6 protein-coding genes (1 of these 6 running past the window's edge) are annotated in these 21356 nt (G+C 70.5%); 5 read left to right on the forward strand and 1 reads right to left on the reverse strand.

Going from position 1 to position 21356, the window contains the following annotated elements:
- From GVY64_RS19960 to GVY64_RS19980, 5 genes are all read left to right on the forward strand, one after another.
- Positions 1–5254, forward strand: the end of a protein-coding gene (locus GVY64_RS19960; protein WP_159843627.1) for a type I polyketide synthase. The gene continues 16289 nt to the left of window position 1, outside the view; the window shows 5254 of its 21543 coding nt (coding positions 16290–21543); the start codon falls outside the window, past its left edge; it ends in the stop codon at positions 5252–5254.
- The gene (locus GVY64_RS19965; protein WP_159843630.1) at positions 5251–17493 is read left to right on the forward strand and encodes a thioester reductase domain-containing protein; all 12243 of its coding nucleotides are present in this window, start codon (positions 5251–5253) and stop codon (positions 17491–17493) included. The genes GVY64_RS19960 and GVY64_RS19965 overlap by 4 nt, the downstream gene beginning before the upstream one ends.
- On the forward strand, positions 17490–19364 hold the full coding sequence (locus tag GVY64_RS19970; protein ID WP_159843632.1) for a thioesterase domain-containing protein: 1875 nt from the start codon (positions 17490–17492) through the stop codon (positions 19362–19364). Before GVY64_RS19965 ends, GVY64_RS19970 begins: the two co-directional genes overlap by 4 nt.
- A gap of 15 nt (positions 19365–19379) precedes the next feature.
- Positions 19380–19796, forward strand: coding sequence for a cupin domain-containing protein (locus tag GVY64_RS19975; RefSeq protein WP_039798180.1), 417 nt, complete (start codon positions 19380–19382; stop codon positions 19794–19796).
- Between the two features lie 109 nt (positions 19797–19905).
- On the forward strand, positions 19906–20631 hold the full coding sequence (locus GVY64_RS19980) for an NAD(P)-dependent oxidoreductase (protein ID WP_201298073.1): 726 nt from the start codon (positions 19906–19908) through the stop codon (positions 20629–20631).
- On the opposite strand, the gene GVY64_RS19985 is transcribed toward GVY64_RS19980, so the two are convergent.
- Positions 20609–21337 carry a polyprenol monophosphomannose synthase gene (locus tag GVY64_RS19985; protein ID WP_159843634.1) on the reverse strand — a complete coding sequence of 243 codons (729 nt, stop codon included), beginning with the start codon at positions 21335–21337 and terminating at the stop codon, positions 20609–20611. The two genes, GVY64_RS19980 and GVY64_RS19985, sit on opposite strands and share 23 nt — an antisense overlap.
- Between the last annotated feature and the right edge of the window lie 19 nt (positions 21338–21356).

A 21356-nucleotide genomic window follows, 5' to 3' on the forward strand; every position in this document is an offset into this window, starting at 1 on the left:
CCCCCGGGAGCGTTGGGATCACACCCGCTATTTCGTTCCGGACCGGAACAACCCGTTCACCGCCTACACCAAATGGGGCGGATTCCTCGACGACGTCGACTGCTTCGACCCGCTGTTCTTCGCGATTTCCCCGCGCGAGGCGGAGATCCTGGACCCGCAGGAGCGACTGTTCCTGCAAACGGCATGGGCAGCATTGGAAGACGCCGGGCACTCCCGGGCCGATCTGGCGCGCGGCGGCCTGCGCCCGGAACAGGCCGGTGTGTTCGTCGGCGTCATGTGGGGCACCTACCAGATGTTCGGGGCCGAGGAGTCCCGGCTCGGGCACGGCACGTTGCCCGGGTCGACATTCTGGAGCATCCCCAACCGCGTCTCGCACGCCCTGGACTTCCAAGGGCCGAGTATGGCGGTGGACACCGCCTGCTCGTCCTCGCTGACCGCGCTGCACCTGGCCTGCCAGAGCATCCGCACCGGCGAATGCAGGCTGGCGGTGGTCGGCGGGGTCAATCTGTCACTGCATCCCTACAAATTCGTCGCCCTCAGCCAAGGGCAGTTCGCCTCCACCGACGGCCGCTGCCGCTCTTTCGGCGCGGGCGGCGACGGATATGTGGCCGGCGAGGGTGTCGGGGCGATGGTGCTGCGGCCGCTGGCCGACGCCGAAGCCGACGGCGACACCATCTACGGCGTCATCAAGGGTTCGGCCATCAACCACGGCGGCCGAGTCAACGGGTTCACGGTGCCCAATCCCGACGTGCAGGCGGCGGTGATCCGTTCGGCGCTGCGCGCGGGCGGCGTCGATCCGGCGTCGGTGTCCTACGTCGAAGCGCACGGCACCGGCACCGCATTGGGCGATCCGATCGAAATCGCGGGGCTGGCCAAGGTTTTCGGTCGGTCGGGTGTATCGGAGCTGCCGATCGGTTCGGTGAAGTCCAATGTCGGCCACCTCGAGGCGGCCGCCGGTGTCGCGGCGCTGACGAAGGTGCTGCTGCAGATGCGCCATCGGACCATCGTGCCGTCCCTGCACGCCACGCCGCCCAACCCGAATATCGACTTCGCGGCCACACCGTTCCGGATCCCGGCTCAGCCGCTGCCCTGGCCCGGCGGCGATCCGGCGCGGCCGCGCCGGGCGACGGTGAGCTCGTTCGGCGCGGGCGGGGCGAACGCGAACGTGGTGGTCGAGGAGTACGTCGACCGCAGGCCGCAGACCCGGTTCAGCGGCGGGCAGGTCGTCCCGGTCTCCGCACGCGATCGCGAACGCCTCGCGGAGTACGTGGCCGCACTCGACGGCTACCTCGCCGCGCAGCAGCCGAACCTCGCCGATCTGGCCTACACCATGCAGGTGGGCCGTCAGGCGGGCCGCGCTCGCGCCGCGTTCGTCGCACGGGACGTCGACCAGTTGCGCGCCGCCGTCCGCGCGTGGGTCGACGACGCACCCGGCGCCAGGGCGTGCCGGGATGCGGGGGAGGACTCCCGGATCGCGCGCTGGCTCGGCGGCGGCGACATCGACTGGGCGACCGTTCGTGATCCCGGACCTCGACGCCGTATTCCCGCCCCCACGTATCCGTTCGCGCGTGAGCGGTACTGGATTCCGGACGTCACGCCTGCGCCCGAGTCCGAATCCGCGCCGGCCCGGCGAAGCGCTCCGACCACGGGAACCGTTGCCGCGCCGCAGTCGACGCCGAGTCGGCAGGCCGGAGCGGGCACCGACCCGGTGGCACAGTCCGCACACGCGGAGCCGTCCACGTTCGGGCCTGACCTCACATCGCTGCCACAACCATCAGCGGCGAATCCCGCCCTCGGGCCTCAGCCTGCTCTCGATCCGAGGTATGCGCGCACGCCGGAATCGCCGCGACTCGCGTCAGGGCAATGGTCCGACGCCGCGCCGCCGCCACTTCCGGCGGACCGGTCGGCAGCGGAATCCGCGCAATCCGCGTCGGCCGCGTGGCCCGCACCCGCTCAACAGCATGCGCCGACCCGGCAAACCGTCTTGCCGGAACGTCGATTGCTGGTTCCGGTCTGGCGGGAAGCTCCGCTGCCTCCCGGTGACCTGCGCGATCGCCGCGCCTTGGTGGTATACGACGCGCGCACCCCGCAGCCGCTGATCGAAGCGCTCGTCGACGCGGTGGGCGATTCCGGCCGTCTGGTGCGCCTGTCGGACGTGCCGGGAGACCTGAACCGTGACGACTTCGGCGCGGGCGCCGCGCTCGGCCGGGAGCTGGCGACGCGATATCCCGGCACCGACTGCGTGCTCGACGTGGGCGACCTCGTTCCCGCGCCCGGGGGCCGGCCCACCGGCGACCTAGGCCGGATGGGCCTGTATCAGGGTGTGCTCGAGGCGCGCACCGGTGCGCTCGTGCTGGTGCACGTCGCGGCGGGACATCCCGGCGCCGACGGACCGGAGTCGGCGCCGCTGGGTGGTCTGGTCGCGGCGCTCGCCGAGGAAATCCGGGACGTGCGCACACGCAGCGTCCACGTGGTCGCCGAGCGCGCGGCGGTGTGCGCCGATCCCACGCGATTGCTGGCGATCCTCGGCGCGGAGTGCGCCGAGGACAGCGCCCCGCGGGTGCGGTACCGCGACGGAAGACGCGAAGCCGTGGAACTCGCCGACGCCACGCCGCGCGCGGGTCTCGTGGTGGATCCCGCTCGCACCTACGTGGTGAGCGGCGGTACCCGTGGCCTCGGCGCGGAGTTCGCGGCGGCGCTGGTCGAACGCGGAGCACGCCGCTTGGCCGTCCTCGGCCGCGAAACACTGCCCGCGGAACCGGACTGGGACCGGGTGGCCGCAGGTTCCGGGCCCGTGGCCGACAAGGTGCGGCGGCTGGTCGCGTTGCGCGATCGCGGCGTCGCGGTGCGGACCTACTTCGGCAGCCTCACCGACGAGACGGCGTTGTCCGGCTTCTTCGATCGCGTGCGGCGCGAACTGGGCCCGATCGGCGGCGTGCTGCACTGCGCGGGCAGCGTCTCCGGCGAGAGTCCGGCGTTCGTGCGCAAGACCGGACCCGCCGTCGCGACCGTGCTCGAACCCAAGCTGGCGGGCACGGCGGTCCTCGCCGACCTACTGGCCGCCGACCGTCCGGACTTTTTCGTGTTGTTCTCCTCGGTGTCGGCGGTACTGCCCGGTCTGGCGGTGGGTTTGTCGGACTACGCTATGGCCAACGCGCACCTCGACCGCTTCGCCGAAGCCCAGCACGCCGTCGGACGGCCGTATTTCCGGTCGATCGAATGGCCCTCGTTCCGCGACACCGGATTCGGCGAGGTGACCAGCGCGGCCTATCGAGCCACCGGGCTTCCGGCGCTGAGTGCCGCGGAGGGATTCGAGCTGCTGGACGCTGTCCTCGGCCTGCCGGAGCCGGTGATTCTGCCCTATTACGGTGCGGCACTTGATCTTCCGACACGGACGAGCCGTCTCGCACCGCAGGCTGCCCCGGCGGTGCGGCCCATGGTGGCGAACGGATCCGCGGCGGCGTATCAGGAACTGTTGCAGATCTTCTCCGACGAATTGAAGCTCGCCCCGGCCCGTTTCGAGGGTGACAAGCGGTTCGAGGAGTACGGCGCGGACTCGGTGCTGATCGCCTCGGCGGTGCGCCGGATCGAGCAGGTCGTCGGCCGGCCCTTCGACCCGGCGCTGGTGCTGGAATTCCCGACGCTGGACGCGCTGGCGGGCCTGTTGACCGAACAGTACCCCGAACGTTTCGCGGCGGCCCCGGCTGCCGAAACGCAGCGGACGCCGAGCGATCCGCCGCCCGCGGAACAAACGCGGGAGTCGCGTCCCACCACAGCCGCCTGGGCCGCCGATGCCCGCCGCGGCCGGGCCGCCGAGCCGATCGCCGTGATCGGCATCGGTTGCCGCCTGCCGGGCGGGGACACTCCGGACGCGTTCTGGCGTCTGCTCGCCACTGGCGCCTCCGGCATCCGCGAGGTGGACTCGGCTCGCTGGGACCCTGCCCGCTTCTACCGACCGACCGGCGGGCCCGGACTGACCAACAGCAAGTGGGGCGGCTTCGTCGACGGCGTCGATCTGTTCGATCCGGAGTACTTCGGGGTCACCGACGAACTGGCCTGGCAGATGGACCCGTTGCAGCGGTTGCTGCTCGAGACCTCGGTGCTGGCGACCACCGACGCCGGATACCGGCGCGAGGAACTGGCGGGCAAACGGGTCGGCGTCTACGCGGGCAGCCGGGCGGCGAACTACTTCCACCGGATCCCGGTCCCGGACCGGCACACCGTCATCGGCATCGGCCAGAACTTCATCGCCGCGCGCATCTCCGACTATTTCGACTGGCACGCGGGCAACGTCGTGCTCGACAGCGCGTGCTCGTCGTCGCTGCTGTCGGTGCATCTGGCCTGCCAGGCGCTGCGCTCGGGCGAGGTGGACGCCGCACTGGCCGGCGGCGTGGAGGTGCTGCTCGACGAGATGCCGTTCGTCACCCTGGCGGCGGCGGGCGTGCTCTCACCGCACGGACGGTGTGCGACGTTCTCCGAGGACGCCGACGGTTTCGTACCGGGCGAGGGCGCGGCGCTACTGCTGCTCAAGCGGCTCGACGACGCGCTCGCCGACGGCGATCGGGTCTACGCGGTGCTGCGCGGCTCGGCGATCGGCAACGACGGGCACACCATGGGCATCACCACACCGAACATGCGGGCGCAGATCGAGGTGGTCACCGCGGCGCTCGAGGTGGCGGGCATGTCGCCGGACGCGCTGTCGTATCTGGAAGCGCACGGCACCGGCACCATGATCGGCGACCCCATCGAACTGAAAGGGCTGGCGACCGTGCTGGGCGACCGGTCGCGCGGTCCGGAGCCGTGCGCGGTCGGCAGCGTGAAAACCAATATCGGACATCTGCTTTCCGCGGCGGGCATCGCCGGCGCGGTCAAGACCATTCTGGCCGTCCACCATGCGGCGCTGCCGCCGTCGCTGCACTGCGACAACCTCAATCCGCGTTTCAAGTTCACCGGTTCGCCCTTGCAGGTCAATCGGGAACTGCGCCCGTGGCGGCCTGCCGACGGCAGGCCCCGCGCGGCGGGCGTCAGCTCGTTCGGCTTCGGGGGCACCAATGCCCACCTCGTCGTCGAGCAGGCGCCCGACGGGCACCGGCCGACGCGCCGTCCCCTGGATCCACCCGCATTCCGCAAGAGGAGCTTCATGCTGCCGAAAACGGTTCCCAGCACATCGACGGAGCCCGCGCCGCGGATCGTGGTGCCGATGACGACGAGCGCCCCCGCACCGTCGTTCCTGCGTGTGGAGCCGCTGGTATGAGCGGGATCGACCTGAACAGCTTCGCCACCACCCTGCGGGCCGAGGACCCGGTGGTGCGCGACCACCGAGTGCACGGTGTACGGATCCTGCCGGGTGTGGTGTATCTCGACATGATCCTGCGCGCGGCGATGGCGGCCGGGTACCAGCCCGGTGACCTGACGATCCGGGAAGCGTTGTTCCAGCGTCCGGTCGCCCTCGCCGACGACGGCGCGGCGCGCATCGCGTTCCGGGTAGATCGCCCGACCGGCCGGGTCGCCATCGACGTGCAGCGCTTGGATGCGGTGGGCGTGCCCGTCGGGGCGGTCGAACCGGTCGCGGAATGCCTTGTGCGGCAGACGCAATCAGCAGAGGAGCCGCAACGAATCGATGTCACCGGATTCCGGGCGTCGGCGGGGGAGCGCGGAATCGCCGAGATGTATGCCCAGAGCGGGAGCCGGGGTATCGAGCATCGCGCGTTCATGCGCGCCACCGGGCATTTCGCCCGCCGAGACGACGTGGTCACCGCGACGCTGGGGCTCGGCCCGGAGGCAGCCGAGCATCTCCCCGGCTTCCTGCTGCATCCCACCTTCTTGGACGCCTCCACGATCGTGCCGTTCATCGACCCGCACCGGCTCGGCGTGGACGCCGACAGCGCGTTCATCCCGATCTACTTCGGTGACGTCCGCGCGTGGCGGGCCACTCCCGAGGAGGTCTTCGTGCGGGCCTCGCTCCGCGGCGGGCAGGGTGGGGATCTGCTCGAAGCCGAGGTGGCGCTCTACGATCCGGACGGGTCACCGGTGGCGCGGTATCGGCTGACATCCAAGCGTGTGCGTGGCAGCGCGGACATCCAGCGGTTGCTGACCCAGCCGGAGGTGGCGTCCCCGCAGCGACCGGCCGCGCCCACCGCTGCAGCCGCGCCCACCGTCCCGGGCGACGCGCGTGCGGTGATCACCGCCGACTTGGCCGCACTCGTCGCGGGCGAACTCGGCGCCGAGCCCGCAGGCATCGCGACGGACGTGGGGTTCTACGAACTCGGCCTGGATTCCGGTCGCCTGCTGCGGTTGACCGCGCAACTGGAGGCCCGGGTCGGCGAGCCGCTCTACCCGACGTTGTTGTTCGAATACCAGACCATCGAGGCGCTCGCCGGGCACCTCACCGACACCGTCGGCGCGAACTACCGACCGGGTGACATCGCCGTCCCCGCGGCGGCGCCCCTCGGAACGGATGTCCATCCAACTGAATCAGCGTCGAGCGCACCACAATCGACTACCAGCGCCCAGACATCGGAAGCAGTCGCCACGCCGGTGGCATCCGCCCCGCCCTCCGCCGCGGACGACCTGATCACCTTCGGATTCGACTGGGAACCCGACCCCACCGCGCACCCACGTCGCGAACCGGCCGCTTTGCTCGTCTTCGATACCGCTGACCACCCTTACCCGCACGGCGCGGCCACGGTCGTCCGCGTTCGCCCCGGCAACGAGTTCCTGGCAGGAGCAGACGGTTTCGACGTCGACCCGGCGAACCCAGAGCACATGGAGCGGCTGGTCGCTCAACTGGCATCGCGGCGGGTGCGCTTCGATGCCGCGTTGTATCTGTGGCCCGAGGCGGTGACCGAGACCGACCCGCAAGCCTTGGTCGAACGGGTGTATCTGCCGCTGCGTGACCTGCTGCGCGCGGCCGCGTCGGCGCCCGAACCGCCGACACGGCGGATCCTCGCTCTCACGCCCGCCACACCCGCAGGTGAATCGAGTTGCGCCCTCCTGGGCGGTTTGGCGCGCACACTGCGGCTCGAGCAGCCACAACCGATCCTGCGGGCCGTTCAGCGCGAGCCCGGCGGTGCGATCGAGGACATCGTGGCCATCGAACTCGGCGTCGACGAACGTGACTCCGCCACCGAGATCCGCTATCTCGGCGGGCGACGCCAGATCCGCCGATCCCGGCTGATCGCCGACACCCCGAGGTCCGGGTACACGGTGCCGCGACCGGGGTCGGTTGTCGTGATCACCGGGGGGTTCGGCGGAATCGGCAGGCAGCTGGCCCGCCGCCTCGCCACCGCATACCGCGCCCGGATGGTGCTGGTATCGCGCCGTCCGCTCGACGCGGCGGCCGCCGCGCTGCTCGCCGAACTCGGCGACCTCGGCGCGGAAGCCGTGCACGTGCGCGCCGACGTGTCGGTGGCCGCGGACGCCGACCGGGTCGCCGCGATCGCCCACGCCACGTTCGGACCCGTCGAGGTGCTCTATCACGGCGCCGGACAGCTGCGCGACGGACTGCTGGCGGGCACCGGCCGTGACGACGCGATATCCGTGCTGGCGCCGAAGGTCTACGGCGTCACCCACCTGACACGGGCGCTGCCGGAGGTCCGCCTGACCGTGTTGTTCTCCTCCGTCTCCGCGGTGCTGGGCAACCCCGGGCAAGCGGATTACGCCGCGGCCAACCGCTATCTGGACGTCTTCGCCGAACAGCGCGATCAGGCCGGAAGCAGAACCATCAGTGTCGGCTGGCCGTTGTGGGCCGAGGGCGGCATGCGTCCACCCGCCGAACAGATCGCCGCGCTGCGGCGGGCCGGTGTGGGTCTGCTGCCGACCGCGACCGGCCTGGACCTGCTGTTGTCCTGCGCCACCCTGAACCGAGCGCACTCGGCCGCGGTGTGGGGTGAACCCGAGACGCTGCGCGCACGACTCCAACCGGCAGCCGCGCGGCCGACTGCCACCGTCACCGAGCACGCACCGGCCGAGCATCGCCCGTCCGTCACCGAGCCCATCGCGATCGTCGGAATCAGCGGTCGCTACCCGGACGCGGAGGACATCGAGGAGTTCTGGCGCAACCTGCGCGACGGACACGACGCGGTCGGCCCCGTCCCCGCCGAACGCTGGTGGCTCACCGCCGCTCGCGACGCGCCCGGCGCGCCCCCGATGATCGGCGGATTCCTGCGTGACGTAGGTGGTTTCGACCCGCAGTTCTTCCGCATCCCACCCGTCCAGGCGCCGCTGCTGGACCCCCAGGAGCGGCTGTTCCTGCAGCAGGCGTACGCGGCGCTGGAGCACGCCGGCTACCACCACACCGATCCGGCCGTGCGGGATCGCCGCGTCGGCGTGTTCGTGGGCTCCACCTGGAGCGACTACCGATTGCTCGGCGTCGCGGCCGGTCGCGAGGGCGATCCGGTGGCGGTGGCCTCGATCCCGTCGTCCATCGCCAACCGCACCTCCTACACTCTCGGCCTGCGCGGGCCGAGCCTCACCGTGGACACCGCCTGCTCGGCGTCGCTGACCGCGCTGCATCTGGCGCGGCGCAGCCTGCTCGACGGCGAATGCGACGCGGCGCTCGTGGGCGGGGTGAATCTGCTGCTGCACGAGGACAAATTCCTGCTGCTGCACAGCTTGGGCATGATGTCCGACACCGGACGGTGCCGACCCTTCGCCGCCGCGGCCGACGGTTACGTGCCCGGCGAAGGAGTCGGCGCCTTGTATCTGAAACCGCTGTCGACCGCCCGCGCCGACGGCGACACCATTCACGGGCTGATCCTGGGCAGCGCGGTCAACCACGGTGGCCAGACGTCCGGATACAGCGTGCCGCACCCCGGCGCGCAGGCCGAGGTGATCGTTGAGGCCCTGCGCGCGGCCGGGGTCGACCCCGCCGCGATCGACTACCTCGAGGCGCACGGTACCGGGACCCCGCTCGGCGACCCGATCGAAATCGCCGGTCTGGCTGCCGCATTCGGCAGATCTCCCGACGCCGGGCGCTCCCGCGCCCTGGGGTCGACGAAGTCGAACATCGGCCACTTGGAAGCGGCCGCCGGCGTCGCAAGCCTGACCCGGGTGCTGTTGCAGATGCGTCACGGCCGGATCGCGCCGACACTGCATGCCGAACAGGCCAATCCGGCCATCGCGTTCAACTCGGTGCCGTTCCGCCTGCCGCGCGAAGTGCAGGAGTGGCCGCGCCACACCGTCGACGGCGTCGCCGTGGCGCGTCACGCCGGAATCAGCGCGTTCGGAGCGGGCGGCGCCAACGCCCATGTGGTGCTCGCCGAATACCTCGACGACCGGGTCCGCCCGGCCGCCACGGGCGAACCGGAGATCTTCGTGCTGTCGGCGCGCAGTCCGGAGCGACTGCACCGCTACGCCGAGACCATGGCCCGGCACTTCCGCACCCTCGACCCCGCGGATTTCCGCGACGCGGTGCGCACCTTGCAGGTGGGCAGGCCCGCGCTGGCGCACCGCCTGGCGGTGGTCGCGTCCTCAGCTGCCGAGGTGGCCGACGCGCTCGACCAGTTCCGCACCGACCAGCTCGGAGCCGTGGTCACCGGCACCGTCGACGCGCAGACCCGGCCGCCGCTCTCCGCCCCCGCGGCCGACGATCAGGAGCTGGCCCGCCAGTGGGTTGCGGGCGCGGAGGTCGACTGGCGTGGGCGCGGCGGGCCGCGGCGTCGGATCCCGCTGCCCGGCTATCCCTTCGAACGCACCGATTACTGGATCATCGCACCGCCGCGATCGGGCTTCGACGCCGCGGTGGAGCGGTTCGAGGCGGCCGTCGAGACCGCGGGCGTCGTGGAGCCCGGCAAGGCCGAACTCGGCCGTTACGCGGCGATGCGACTGTTCGCCACGCTCGCCGGCATGGGGCTCACGCCGGGGGAGTGGACCGCGCGGTCGGTGGACGCGCGCCTGGGCATCCGACCCGAGTTCGACCGGCTGCGCACCAGCTGCCTGGACATCCTGCGGCGCCACGAGCTGGTGCGCTCGCAGGACGGCCGGATCGTGGTTCCCGGCCCGCCACCCGGCACCGGTGGGATGCGCGCCGACCTGCTCGCGCGCTTCCCGGAAACCCAGCCGTACGTCGCGTTGCTGGACGCCTGCCTGACCGCGTATCCGCGCGTCCTGCGCGGCGAGTTGTCCGCGACGGAGGTGCTGTTCCCCGGCGGCGACCTCGAACTGGTGGGCGCGATCTACCGCGGCAACGCCGCCTACGATTTCACCAACGGCTTGCTCGCCGCGCTGGTGTCGGCGGTAGCGCAGCGGCCGGGCCCGGCGCGGCCGCTGCGCGTCATCGAAATCGGCGCGGGGACCGGCGGTTCCACGCACGCGGTGCTCGACGCGCTCACCGAGCGCGGGATCGCGTTCGACTATCTCTACACCGACGTCTCGCACAGTTTCGTCGCGCACGGACGACGCACCTTCGGCAACCGCGAGCATCTTCGTTTCGCGGTGCTCGACATCGAAGCCGATCCGGTCGCGCAGGGATTCCCCGCGCACGAAGCCGACCTGGTGCTCTGCGCCAACGTCCTGCACGCGACACGGTCGATCGACGCGACGTTGCGCAACGTCCGGCGGCTGCTGACGCCCGGCGGTGTGCTCGCGTGCACGGAGGCGACCACCGACCTCGAGGTCCTCGCGCTGACCTTCGGGCTGCTGGAGGGCTGGCACGCCTACCGCGATCCGGAGGCGCGGCTTCCGCACTCGCCGTTGCTGTCCGAGTCGCAATGGAACACAGCGCTGGCCGCGGCGGGTTTCACCGGGATCCGCTCGTGGGGATCCGGCCTGTCCATGGATTCGGAGCCGAGTTTCCGGCTGCTGGCCGCCGTCAGCGCCTCCGTGCCCGCGCAGTCTCGCTCGACGGTCGCCGCCGTGGCGAAACTCCACCCTGCGGCCGCCGCGGAATTGCACGTCGAGCCTGCGCTCGTCTCCGGTGCGCAGTCCCAGCCGACAGTTGCCGCCGATCCGCAGCTCCAACCCACGGTCGCCGACTTGCAGGTCCAACCCACGGTCACCGACTTGCAGGTCCAACCCACGGCTGTCTCCGGCGTGCAGTCTCAGCCGACGATCGCCGCCGATCCGCAGGTCCGACCCGCGCTTGCCGTGGAATCGGCCCCCGTTGCGCCGCTCCACCCAGCAGGCGCCGCCCTACCAGTGGCCGAGGCGCGGACCGAACCCATTGTGACCGCACCTTCACAGCCCGGCACTGCGCAGGCGCTAGAGGCCGAGCTCACCGCCATAGTCGCTGACGGACTCGGTGTGGCACGTAGCGAGGTGCGGGTGGATTTGCCGCTTTCGGAGTATGGGGTCGACTCCATCCTCGCGGTGAAGATCATCGACCGGGTCAACGCCCGGTACGGCCTGGCGCTGCGCCCGACAGTCGTGTTCGACCATCCGTCGGTACGGCTGCTCAGCGCTCGCCTGGCCCAAGAGGGCGCCGAGGCGACGAGCGCATCCGGGGCACCAGCGCCCGCCTCGAACCTGCCGACGCCCGGCACCCGAACCGCCGCCGAGCGGTCCAGCGAGAGGCCTGCATCAATGGACATCGCCATCATCGGCATGTCCGGGCAATTCCCGGGCGCGGCGAACCTCGACGAGTTCTGGCGCAATCTCGCCGCCGGGCACGACGCGGTGACCGAGATCCCCGCGACGCGCTGGCCGATCGCCGACCACTTCCGGCCGGGACCGGCCACACCGGGCAAGACCTACTCCAAGTGGGGCGGCTTCCTCGACGGCGTCGAGGAGTTCGATCCGGCGTTCTTCGACCTGGTACCGGCCGAAGCCGACTACATGGACCCGCAGCAGCGGTTGTTCCTGGAACACAGCTGGCTGGCCCTGGAAGACGCCGCCATCGACCCGAAGTCGTTGCGGCGCAAGCGATGCGGCGTGTTCGCCGGGTCGCCGGGGTCGGACTACGCCACCCTGCTGCGCAACCGTGGAACGGTCGGCTCCCATCACCTGTTCACCGGCAACAGCCCGGCCATCCTGCCCGCCCGGGTGGCGTATCACCTGGATCTGACCGGTCCGTGCCTGGGGTTGGACACCGCGTGTTCCTCCGCGCTGGTCGCGCTGCACCAGGCCTGCCGCAGCCTCGCCTCGGGCGAGTCGGAACTCGCGCTGGCGGGTGGTGTCGCGGTGTTCGTGACGCCCGAATACCACCTGCTCGCCTCGTCGATGGGCATGCTGTCGCCGCGCGGGCGGTGCGCGAGTTTCGACGCCGACGCCGACGGTTTCGTGATCGCCGAGGGCGTCGGTGTGGTCGTGCTCAAGCCGCTGGCCGCCGCCGAACGCGACGGCGACCCGATCCACGGGGTGATCCGCGGGATCGGCATCAATCACGACGGCCGCACCAATGGCATCACCGCGCCGAGCGTGCGCTCGCAAACCGAACTGGAACTGGCGGTGTATCGCGACGGCGGGATCGATGCGTCCACCATCGGCTACGTCGAAACACACGGCACGGGCACGCGGTTGGGCGATCCGATCGAGATCGAAGCGCTCACCGCCGCCTTCCGCCGTTACACCGGCGCGGTCGGCGCCATCCCGGTGGGATCGGTGAAATCCAACATCGGGCACGCCTCGCATGCCGCGGGCATGGCGAGCCTGTTCAAGGTGCTGCTGGCGATGCGCGCGCGACAGTTGCCGCCGTCGCTGCACGTGGCGGCGGTGAACCCGCTGCTCGGGCTGGCGGATTCGCCGTTCGTCGTGAACACCGAACTGCGCGCGTGGGACGGTTCGCCGCGGCGCGCCGCGATCAGTTCCTTCGGATTCAGCGGCACAAACGCGCACCTGGTGGTCGACGACGCACCGGCCGTGGCAACCGCCGGGCCTGCGGCGCCGGGCGCACCGCAGGTGGTCGTGCTCTCCGCGCGCAGTGCGACGAGCTTGACCCGGATGGCACGCGCTCTGCGCAGGCATCTGTCCGCGCATCCGGATGCGGTGCTCGCGGATGTCGCGCGCACGCTGGCGTTCGGGCGCAGCGGCTTCGAGCATCGCCTCGCGGTGGTCGCGGACACGGTGGACGCCCTCGTGGCCCGGCTCGCCGCCTTCGCCGAGGGTGATCGGCCCGCCGGGGTCTTCACCGGCACGATCGACGCGCCCGCCGACCGAACCGGAGCCACCGTGCTGAACGACCCGGCGGCGACGGCGCAGGCGTGGGTCGACGGGGTGCGGGTCGAATTCGCGGGCTGGACCGATCCGGCGGCCCGCCGTATTCACCTGCCCGGTTACGAGTTCGACCGGGAAAGGTGCTGGGCGCCGGAGGTGGGTGCGTCTTCGGCCACCCGGCCGGCTGCGGTCGGGCGCTCGCCGCAGGGGGTCTTCCAACCGGCCGACAGCGAAGCCCCGGGCCTCGCCGCGATGCGTGGGCCGAGTTCCTCGACCGGCACGCGAAAGCTTCGGGCGTCCGCCACCGCCGACGGGACGCTTCCCGTCCCGCCCACGGTCGAGCAGGTTCTCGAAAACCTCTCCGCACCCTCGGAGAGTGCCGAAGAGAAACCCGCGACGGCTGCTCCGCGCCACTACAGCATGCTCCGGAACGCAGCCGACCACCTCGCCGGGGAGACCGGGATCGCCAAAGTGCAGGACCCCGACTTCGACGCGGCTCACGGATTCGCGTCGCCTGATGTCGGATCCACGTCGCCGGGCTCCCTGCCTGTGCGGCAATCCGCCGAGACCTACCTCAAAGGTCTGCTCGCCGAATACTGCAGACTCGACCCGCAACGGATCCGCACCCGTCTCCCGTTGCAGGACTACGGCATCGACTCGGTACTCATCAGCAAGATGAACGACCGGTTGGAAACCGATTTCGGCCCGCTGCCGAGCACCCTGTTCTTCGAATACCAGACCGTCCGCGACCTCGCGGGCTATCTCGCCGACGAGCACGCGCCGCGCCTGGCCGTGCTCACCGATTCGAAGCCCGAGACGACCTCGCCCGGCGACGTCGTCGCACCCGCGCACACGGCCGTACCCACCTCCGCCCGCGACAGCGCGGACGACGCCGAGGACATCGCCGTCATCGGCATGGCGGGCAAGTTCCCGATGGCGGGGGACATCGAAGAATTCTGGGCCAACCTGGTCGCCGGCCGCGACTGCATCGTCGAGGTCCCACCGCAACGCTGGGACCACCGCGAATACCTCTCCGACGACCCGGACGAACCCGGCACCACCTACGCGCGCTGGGGCGGATTCCTCGACGACGTGGACAAGTTCGACGCCCGCTTCTTCGGCATCACCCCCAAGGACGCCGAAGAGATGGACCCGCAACAACGGCTTTTCCTGGAAACATCCTGGGCCGCGCTGGAAGACGCGGGTTACTCACCGGACCGCGTGCGCCGCAGCGCCGCGGCGCGCGGCCTGCCCGATGCCGGAGTCTTCGCCGGGGTGGGTTACGCCGAATACCAGGCGTTCGTCGGCGTGCCGATCTCGGGATACTTCGCGGTGGCCAACCGGGTCTCCTACCACCTCGGCTTCAACGGCCCCAGTCTCGCGGTGGACACCGCGTGCTCGGCGTCGCTGACGGCGCTGCATCTGGCATGCGAGAGCCTGCGCCGCGGCGAAGCGGCCTACGCCCTGGCCGGCGGGGTGAACGTGTCGATCCACCCTGGCAAATACCTGCTGCTGGGCTACGGCCGCTGGGCATCCACCGACGGCCGCTGCCGGTCGTTCGGAGCGGGCGGCGACGGCTACGTGCCGGGCGAGGGGGTGGTCACCCTTGTGCTCAAACCGCTGCGGCACGCCCGCGCCGACGGTGACCGCATCCTCGGCGTGATCCGGGGCGGCACGCTCAACCACGGCGGACGCACGAACGGTTTCACCGTGCCCAACCCCGTCGCCCAAGCCGATCTCATCGGCCGGGCGCTGACCGCGGCGCGCGTCGAGGCGAGCGACATCGGCTATGTGGAGGCCCACGGCACCGGGACCGCGCTAGGCGATCCCATCGAGATCGCCGCGCTGACCAAGGCATATCGCCGCTCGACGGCCGAGCGCGGCTACTGCGGCATCGGCTCGGCGAAATCCAGTGTGGGGCATCTGGAGGCAGCGGCGGGCGCGGCGGGCGTGGTGAAGGCCCTGCTGCAATTGCACCACGACACCATCGCGCCGAACCTGCACAGCGACCCGCCGAACCCGGGAATCGACTTCGCGGCGACACCGTTCCGCGTCATCGATCGGGCCACGCCGTGGCCGCGCCCCGGCGACGGCAAGCCGCGCGTCACCGCCGTCAGCTCGTTCGGTGCGGGCGGATCGAACGCCCACCTGATCCTCACCGACGCCGAGCCCATCGCACCCACCCCCGAGGACGGACGACCGAGGATCGTGGTGCTGTCGGCGCGCGATGCCGACCGGCTCGCGGAACTGGCCGCCCGTACCGCCGACCGGCTGCGCGACAATCCGCTGTCGCTGCCCGACGTGGCGTGGACGCTGGCCGTCGGCCGGGCCGCGTTCGACCATCGCCTCGCGGTGGTGGCCACCTCCACGGCCGAACTGGTCGCCTTGCTCGACAGCACCGCCGATGCCGGCGTCCCCGCGCCCGCCGAGGGTCTGCTGGTCTTCCACGGCGTGGCACGCACCCACCGCGACCTCGACGAACTGCCCGGCGAGTCGGACGCCGACCGCGCCGAGGTGCGCGCGCTGCTGCGCTCGGGCAACCTTCCGCGAGTGGCCGAATTGTGGGCCGGCGGATGGACCGTGGACTGGGAACAGGGCTACGAGCAGCCATTCGGCCGGATCGTCGGCCTGCCCGGCTATCCGTTCGCGCGGCACAGGTACTGGATCGTGCCCGAGGACTACCGCAGACGCACGCACCCGGCGACGCAGGTGGTCGCGAAAACGGTGGTCGCGCAGGAAGCCGAACCGCCGCAGCCACAGCCGCGCAACGGCCATGCCACCAATGGCAGTGCTAGCCAGGCGATTCCGAGCGAACCGGTCGAGACACCTGCGGTCGTTTCCCCCGAACCGGCCGGCACCGAGCCGTCCGGCGACGAATCCGACAGCGCGTGGCGCGATCGGCTCGCCGAGCACATCCGCGACATCTTCGCCGATCTGACCAAGACCGACCCGGACGATCTCGATCTCGACGCCGAGTTCGCCGACTTCGGTTTCGACTCGGTGGCCACCGTCCGGATGCTCAACCGCCTGATGAAGCACTACGACGTGAAGATCCCGGCGGAGTCGACCGAGCTGTATCCGACCATCGCGTCGCTGTCGCGCTATCTGGTGTCCGAAGGCATCATCACCGGCGCCACGAAGGAGCAGGGTCCGCGCCCCACCACGGGCGCCGCGGCCACGGCTGCGCAGCAGGACATCCCCGTGGTGACCATGGACGCCCCCATCCCGGTGCGGTCGGTGTTCATCACCGGTGTCACCGGCGTGCTCGGCGGCAAACTGCTGCACGATCTGCTCACCCGCACCGATGTGCGGGTGACCTGCCTGGTGCGCGGCAAGACCGTGGCCGCGGCCGAGCGCCGGATCAAGCACTTCCTCGGCACCTACGACCCGGAAGCGACCCTCGACGAAGCGTTCGCAGAACGCGTCACCACGGTGCTCGGCGACGTCTCCAGTGAACGACTCGGCCTGGACGAGGTCACCTGGCGGCGCCTGGCCGACGACGTGGACCTGACCATCCACGCCGCGGGCCGCACCACCTTGGTCACCTTCTACGACGCGCTGGCCCCGATCAACGTCGAAGGCACCCGCCGCGCCGTGGAATTCGCGCTGCGCTCGCGCGGCAAGTACCTGCTGTACGTGTCGAGCTTCAGCGCGCTGGGCGACCGGCTCAACTTCAACAACCCGCCGTTCACCGAGCGCGATCTCGAACTGGGCCAGGGCTACGACCATCTGCCCTATCAGCAGACGAAGTACGAGTCGGAGAAACTGATCCGGGCGGCGAGCGAGCAGGGGCTGCTGTGGGACATCGTGCGCCCGGGCAACATCATGGGCGACAGCCGCACCGGCCGTTACCCGTTCTCCGAGGTCAGCGTCAAAGGCGCGTACTACGACATCCTCAAGACGATGATCGAGACCGGCGAGACGATGCTGACGCCGGTGCACTGGGACATCACCCCGGTCGACTACGTCAGCGCCGCGATGGTGCACATCGCCACGCAGCGTCCCACCTATCGAGAGACCTACCACCTGACCAATCCGGACATCCGCCGCTATTACGACGTGGTGCGCTATGTCCAGCGCGCCGGGTACGAGGTGGATCTGGTGCCGCTCGAGGAATTCCATCGCAGGGCCACCGACCGGCAGATCTACCGGCTGGGCACCGACGAGGTCTACGACAGCCAGACCCTGGAGATGTTCAAGTACGGCATCGAGTTGTTCGGCACGATCCACTACGAGGAAAGCTCCTACGCCGACTGCGCCTACACCCGGCGGGTGCTCGGCGCGGCGGGCATCGACTGCCCGCCGACCGAGGATCTGGTGCGGACCTACCTCGCGCACTGCACCGAGGTCGGCTACATTCCCGCGCCGCGCGGGGCCGAACCGGCCGCGGAGGTGCTGCGATGAGCGACGAGTACACGGTCGTCTTCCCGGGCCAAGGCGCCCAGCGGACCGGGATGGGCGCGGACTTCTGCGCCGAATTCCCCGTCGCACGCGACACGTTCGCCGAGGCGAGCGACGCGGTGGGCGAGGACCTGCTGCGGATCTGCGCCGAGCGGGATCCGCGACTGCATCGCACGGAGTACACCCAGCCGTGTGTGCTGACGATGGAGATCGCCGCTTACCGGGTGCTGGTGACCGAATTCGGCAGCAGGGCGGTATCTTTCGGCGGGCACAGTCTCGGCGAGTATGCGGCGCTGGTCGCGGCGGGCGTCGTCGAACTCGCCGACGGGGCGCGGCTGGTGCGCACCCGGGGCGCGCTGATGCAACGCGCGGTGCCGGAGGGCGCGGGTGCGATGGCCGCGCTGATCCTGCCGGGCATCGCCGAGACCGGTGTGGCCGAACTGGTGGCCGAGGCGGGCGCCGAGGTGGCCAACGACAATTCGACCGACCAGCTGGTCATCAGCGGTGCGCGCGACGCGATCGCGGCCGCGCGCGTCGTGCTCGCCGAACGTCATCCGGATCTGCGGTTCGTTCCGCTGCGGGTGAGCGCGCCGTTCCATTCCCGCTGGATGCGCGGGATCGAGGCCGAATTCGCCGGACACCTCGCCGACTGCGCGCCGCGGATGCGCGCCGAGCGCGCGGTCGCGGTGACCTCGAACTACACCGGGGAGTTCCACCGGCCCGAAACCGTTGCCGAGCATCTGGTCCGCCAGATCTCGGCGCCGGTGCGCTGGACCGCGAACATGCGCGCACTACTGCGCATGGGCACACCGCGCTACGAGGTCGGTCCGTCCGCGCCGCTGTCGAAGTTCTTCGCGACGTTGGGTGCACCGGTTACCCGGATAGCGACGGTCGCCGATCTGCGTGCCCTGCTCGAGGAATCGGCCCCGTCCACCGCCGGCGCCGCGTCTGTTTCGAATTCGGCGGCATCACCGGCCCTGCCCGGACTCGGAAGCCTCACGGCCGACGACCTCGCCGCACCGGTGACACCTTCGGCCACCATCGAACCGGAACCGGCTGCGGTGAAGATCGCTCCGGCTGTGGTCGCAATGTCGGTCGCACCCGTCGAACCGCACCCGACCGAGGCGGGCGGGCTGACCATCCACCGCAAGACCGCCGGCGCCCCGGCCCTGCGGTTGTTCTGCTGGCCGTTCGCCGGGGGCAAAGCCGCCGCCTACACCCCGTGGCGGCGCAGCCTGCCCGACTGGGTGGAGCTCTGCGTGATCGAATTGCCCGCCCGGCAGCGGCATCTGGCGCAGACACCGATCCGCCGCTTCACCGAACTCGTCGACGTCGCGCTGGCCCAGGTGCTGCCGCTGACCGATCTGCCGTTCGCCTTCTTCGGCCACAGTCTCGGCGCGCTGACCGCCTACGAGGTCGCCCGCCGTCTACCCGAGGGCATCGCGCCGCGGGCGCTGTTCCTCGGCGGCGCGGTGGCCCCGCACCTACCGAGGCCGGGGCGCCTGTCGCAACTGCCGGATCACGAGTTCGCCGCCGCGGTCGGCCATTACGGCGGGATCCCGCCGGAGGTGCGCGAGACCCCGGAGGTGATGGCGCTGTTCCTGCCCGCGCTGCGCAGCGACTTCGAGATTTTCGACGACTACCGTTTCGCCCCCGCCGCCGCGCCGACGTGCCCGGCCCACCTGTTCGGCGGCCGCGACGACCGCCAGGTCGCGGTCACCCAGTTGGAGGCCTGGCGCGACGTGCTGCCGGGGCTGCGCTCCACCGAGCTGCTGCCCGGCGGTCATTTCTTTCTCGTGGAGCAGCGCGCCGCGCTGCTCGGCTCGATCGCGGACAAGCTCGCCGCTGTCCGCCCCGACGCGGTATCCGCCTGATGAAGGGATGCAGTAATGAAGGTCGAAGTCCTCACCCCGTCGTGCAACCTCGACACCGTCCGCGACGGGCGCGGCGGCATTTTCACCTGGGTCCCGCCCGAGCCCCTGCTCGAGTTCAACCTGATCTACATGCACCCCGGCAAGGTGCGCGGCCTGCACTACCATCCGCATTTCGTCGAGTACCTGCTGTTCGTCGAGGGCAACGGCGTGCTGGTGACCAAGGACGACCACGAGGATCCGGACTGCCCCGAGGAGTTCATCCATGTCGGCAAGGGCATCTGCACCCGCACGCCGATCGGGGTGATGCACACCGTGTACTCGATCACCCCGCTGACGTTCGTCGCCATGCTGACCAAGCCGTGGGACGAGTGCGATCCGCCGATCGTGCAGGTGGCACCGCTGCCGCACACGTTGGAAGGCAACGGCGCGTGAACGCCGCGACCGGACGGCCGAGCCACGTAGCAGCGCTCGCGTACGGGCCCGGTGTGCCCGGCCCCCGGGCGCGGCGGCGCAGTCTCGTGCCGCCTGAAAAGGACTCGCGGTGAGCCGGTTACGTGTGGCCGTGGCCGGCGCGGCCGGATACGTGGGTTCCGCGCTGGTGGGAGCGCTGGAGCGGAGCGGCCGGGCGGAGGTGGTGCCGGTGGTGCGCGCCGACTACGAAGGGCATCGCACGGCAGGTCGCTACGACGTGCTGATCAATGCCGCCTGCCCGTCGAAACGGTTCTGGGCCGAGCAGCATCCCGGCGAAGACCGCCGGGAGACGGTGGACAAAACGCGCCTGCTGCGCGAGCAGTGGCGCTGGGATCGCTTCGTGCAGATCAGCAGCATCTCCGCGCGCACCCAGCTGGACACGGTCTACGGCCGCCATCGCGCGGAGGCCGAGCAGCTGTGTTCGGGCACCGACACGCTCGTCGTGCGGCTGGGCCCGATGTACGGCGGGGACTACCGCAAGGGCGTGCTGGCGGACATGGCCGCCGATCGTCCGGTGTTCGCCAGTGGCCGCTCGCGGCAGAGCTTCGCCCCGGTGGACTGGTGTGCCGAGTGGATCACCGGCCACCTCGACAACACCGGACTGCGCGAGGTCGGCGCACGCACCACCGTGACGCTGACCGAGGTGCGCGACGCGGTGGGCTCGCACTCACATTTCGCCAAAGACTATGTCGACGACCAGTTCCCGGTCACCGCCACCGGCTCCGACTGGCCGGAGGCGGCGGCGGTGATCGACTGGCTGGCCGGGCGCAGGGTCAGCGATGCGCAGGCGAGGTGACGCGATGCCTGCCGGGCCGCAAGTACTTCTCCGCGCACAGCGTGAGCAGGAAACGCACGCTGGTCGCCACGTCACGGGTGCGCATCTTGGACGCGCCCGCGGTGCGGTTGAGGACGTGGATCGGCACCTGCTCGATCCGGAAGCCATTGGCGGCGAGAATGTAGAGACTTTCGAAGAAGAAGGAGTATCCGGTCGATCGGACGCGATCGAAAACCGCCACCGGAACGACGTCCAGCCGGTAGTATCGGAACGCGCCGGTGGCATCGTAGGGCATTCGCAACAGTGTCACGGTCAGAAAATGCCCGACCCGGGTGAGGACCTTGCGGAAGGGAGTCCAGTCGGCCAGGCTGTCCTCTTTCAGATACCGCGATCCGACCACGACGTCGAACCCGGCAGCGGCGGCGCGCAATGCCGGAAGATACGACGGCGGATGCGCGAAATCGGAATCCATCGTGATGATGTGCGCGTATCCCTGCGCGTAAGCCCAGCGGATACCCGCCTGGTGCGCGGAGCCCACGCCCTGACGGCCGTCCCGGTGCAGCACATGGATGCGGGGTGCGTGCTGTCGGGCCAGCTCATCGAGCAGATTCCCGGTGCCGTCCGGGGAATTGTCGTCGACGAACAGGACGTCGAAATCGGAGCCCTGTTCCAGGATCTGAGCGAGCAACGGGCCCACGTTGCGACGCTCGTTGTACGTCGGAATCATTACCAGAGTTTTTTCGGAG

Origin of the sequence: Nocardia sp. CY41 (assembly GCF_009829325.1) — a bacterium.
In the GTDB taxonomy this organism is placed as follows: Bacteria; Actinomycetota; Actinomycetes; order Mycobacteriales; family Mycobacteriaceae; genus Nocardia.